Source organism: Candidatus Cloacimonadota bacterium (assembly GCA_011372345.1).
GTDB lineage: Bacteria > Cloacimonadota > Cloacimonadia > Cloacimonadales > TCS61 > DRTC01.
Genome location: DRTC01000132.1, coordinates 1 through 3680, shown reverse-complemented (window position 1 = coordinate 3680; position 3680 = coordinate 1). Strand labels below are relative to the sequence as shown.

2 protein-coding genes are annotated in these 3680 nt (G+C 39.6%); both read left to right on the top strand.

The genetic code is table 11. The annotated features are described in order from the left end of the window. Window positions 1-55: 55 nt before the first annotated feature. The gene (locus tag ENL20_02470; protein ID HHE37419.1) at window positions 56-1213 is read left to right on the top strand and encodes a beta-aspartyl-peptidase; all 1158 of its coding nucleotides are present in this window, start codon (window positions 56-58) and stop codon (window positions 1211-1213) included. 109 nt (window positions 1214-1322) lie between these two features. Beyond that, a complete protein-coding gene (locus tag ENL20_02465) occupies window positions 1323-3494 on the top strand; it encodes a cyanophycin synthetase (protein ID HHE37418.1) in 2172 nt (723 codons plus the stop codon). Window positions 3495-3680 lie beyond the last annotated feature (186 nt).

The window sequence follows — 3680 nt, the reverse complement described above, 5'->3', positions numbered from 1 at the left end:
ATGAATGGTAGAGCGTTCAAGGTATATATTCAAAGAGTATAAGGAGAAAAACAAAATGATCCTCATAAAAAACTGCGAATTATACGCACCTGAAAAATCAGGGAAAAAAGACATCCTGCTTGCGGCAGGAAAAATTATCGCGATTGAAGAAAAAATTCCAAAACCTGAAAACATAGTTGTAGAAATAATCGATGCAGATGGTTTAAAAGCAATTCCCGGCTTGATCGACGGACATGTTCATATCGCGGGAGCTGGCGGAGAAGGCGGACCTGCCACCAGAACTCCGGAACTGAAACTGACACAACTGCTGGAAGGCGGCATCACAACTGTGATCGGTTGTCTCGGAACAGACGGAATGACGCGATCGGTAGAAAGCGTTTTAATGAAAGCAAAATCTCTGCGAGCAGAAGGAGTTTCCTGCTGGATCTATACAGGAGCATATCAAGTTCCAACTCCAACGATACTCGGAGATGTGGGCAAAGATATTGCCATGATCGAGGAAGTGATCGGAGTTGGAGAAGTCGCAATTTCTGATCACCGAACATCCTTTCCAACTACTGAGGAATTGATCAGGTTAGCAGAACATACGAGAGTTGGCGGAATGCTGGGTGGAAAAGCCGGAATCGTGAATCTGCATATGGGAGATGCGAAAAATCCGTTCCAGCCAATTTATGATGCAGTCGAAAAAAGTGAACTGAATTTCAAACAATTCCAGCCTACGCACTGCAATCGGAATGATTATATTTTTGAAGATGCAAAGGAATACGGAAAACAAGGTTATGTCGATATTACCGCCAGTTCTTATCCCTATTTTCCCAAATATGAAACCAAACCTGCCAAAGCGATCGTGGAATTGATGAAAGCCGGAGTTCCGCTCGAACACATAACAATGACTTCAGACGGCTGCGGTTCACTTCCAGACTTTGATGAGCAGGGAAATCTGGTGAAACTTGTTTCAGGTCTTCCTGCTTCTATTTTCTGGGAAACGATCGATGCGGTGAAAGAAGAAGGAATGCCTTTGGAACAAGCTCTTAAACCTGTAACAACCAATCCTGCGGATGTTCTGAAACTGAAGAATAAAGGCAGACTGCAAGTTGGAAAGGATGCTGACATTGTTCTTCTGGATGAGGATTACAAAATCTCATTTCTGATCGCCAATGGAGAGTTTTTCGTGAAAAACTCTAAAGTTGTAAAAACAGGATTGTTTGGATAGAAACCTTGCGAATGGTTGAAAAGTTCCGAAGGAATTTAGAACCTTCGCAACGGTTGATGTATTAATGACCATTATGGAAATTTATAACCATCGGTAAGGTCTAAAAAAAATGAAAAAAAATCAAAACTATCAACTAATAGAAGGTCCGCTCAAAGTCCTCGATCTCAAAGTAATGCACGGTGCAAACTACTTCAGTGCAGGAAAAGTGATCGTGATCAAACTTGATCTCGGTGAATATGATGAAGTCTTCTCAAACGAAATCCCCGGTTTTTATGAAAAACTGAAAAAGCATATTCCCAGTTTGATAGAACATCACTGCTCGATAGGAGAAAAAGGCGGATTCTTCAAACGCGTAAAAGAAGGAACGCTTCTCGGACATATAACAGAGCATGCTGCGATCGAATTGCAGACTCTTGCAGGAATGGATGTTGCTTACGGTAAAACCCGGATGACGAGAAAGCAGGGAATTTACAATGTTGTTTTCCGCTTCCTGGATGAAGTTGCCGGAGTTTATGCTGCTAAAGTTGCGGTAAATTTGATCAACTCCATTTTACTCGATCTACCTTTCGATGTGGAACAAGCTGTTTCTAATTTGATCGATATACGAGAGAAAAGACTTCTGGGACCAAGCACACAGGCAATTGTTGAGGAAGCAAAAAAACGGAATATTCCCTATTTGAGACTCGATGATTACAATCTTGTGCAATTGGGAACCGGGAAATATCATAAAAGAATTCGCGCCACTATTACATCCGATACGAATTTTATTGCAGTGGAAACAGTTGATAACATAGTTCTAACCTCACTAATGCTGAAAAATGCTGGGATTCCTGTCCCTGAAGTTGTCCGGACAAAGAGTCTCAAAGATATACTGACCTTCCAACAAAATCTTCAAAAGCCGATCGTGATCAAACCTGTGAAAAGTAATACTCCTAAAACGATTTGTATAAATTTAGCAAACGCTGATGAAATTACGAATGCGTATAATTGGGCAAAACAATACAACGAGGATTTCATTTGCCAGCAAAATATCGAAGGAGATATCTACAGGCTGCTGATCATCGATGATAAATTTGTAGCAACATCTAAACTGATTCCACCTGAAATCATAGGAGATGGAAAACTGACGATCAAGCAGTTAATTGAAAATCTTAATTTGAAGCGGGGAGTCGGTGATAAAGCGGATTTGACAAAAGTCGAGATCGATGAGATAACAAACAAAATTCTTTTCGATAAAAAATATTCTTTGAAAACCATCCTCCCCAAAGATGAAATTCTTACTCTGAAAATTTCCGGAAATATGAAATTTGGCGGTTTATCGGAAGATGTAACAGATTCGGTGCATCCAATGAATATATTTCTGGCAGAACGAGCTGCGAAAGTTATTGGATTGAATGTTGCCGGAATCGATATCATTGCTCCCAATTTGAAAGAATCTATTTTGAAAAACAACGGATTTGTGATTGGTGTAAACGCTGCTCCTGATTTCAGGATGCATCTGAAACCGACGATCGGCGAACCTCGAAATGTTGCTGAAAATCTGGTGAATATGCTTTTCCCGGAAAAGAAGAAAACACGCATTCCCATCTTTTCTATAACCGGAACAAAAGGTAAAACTCTCGCTGTTGATCTGATTTCCAACATTTTACAGAATTCAGGATACACGGTTGGGATAATTTCGTCAGATGGTCTTTTCATCGGAGATAATTGTTTGATGAAAGGTGATATGACTCATCCCAAATCAGTTTCTCTTGTTTTGAAGGACCCGACCATCGATGCGGCAGTTCTGGAAACTTCGCGGAAAGGTATTCTCAATTATGGTCTCGGTTATGAATTTGCAGATTTCGGAATTGTTTTGAATCTCGAAGAAGAAAAGGTCGAAGATGATCTCCTCTATCTGGAGGATGTTGCTTATGCCAAATCAGTTGTTGCAGAGCAGGTTTATGATGATGGTTTCACCATTCTGAACGCAGATTATGAAATGATCGAAGAGATGCGGAAGCGTCTTTATTCCAACCTGATCCTGATCTCAAAATCTTATCAAAATGAAAGTGCTCGAATTCATTCTGAAAATGGAGGAATCTCTGTTGTTCTCGATGAAAAAAAAATTGTAATCTTGAATGGCAGTGACAGGATAGAATTGCTGCATTTAAATGATCTTGCGGATGATCTTAAAATGAAATTAGAAAAAAATTTCGAAATTCTGTTAGGAGTTGTGGCTGCCTTGTTTGCGTTTGGGATAGATGTGAAAAATATTCGGGAAGGGATTGAGATATTTTAAATCTAAAAAAGAGGAATCAGCAATTTGATTCCTCTTTTTTGTTTTAAATACGATTCTTCCTACTTAAAGTTTAGTTCAAATGACCAGTGGTTAATTTTGAATTTCGTAAGTCCTTATTTTTCAACCTCTGTGTCATCTTGAACTAAACTGAAATTGGGTCAAATGTGCCTTCACCTCTGGTCATTT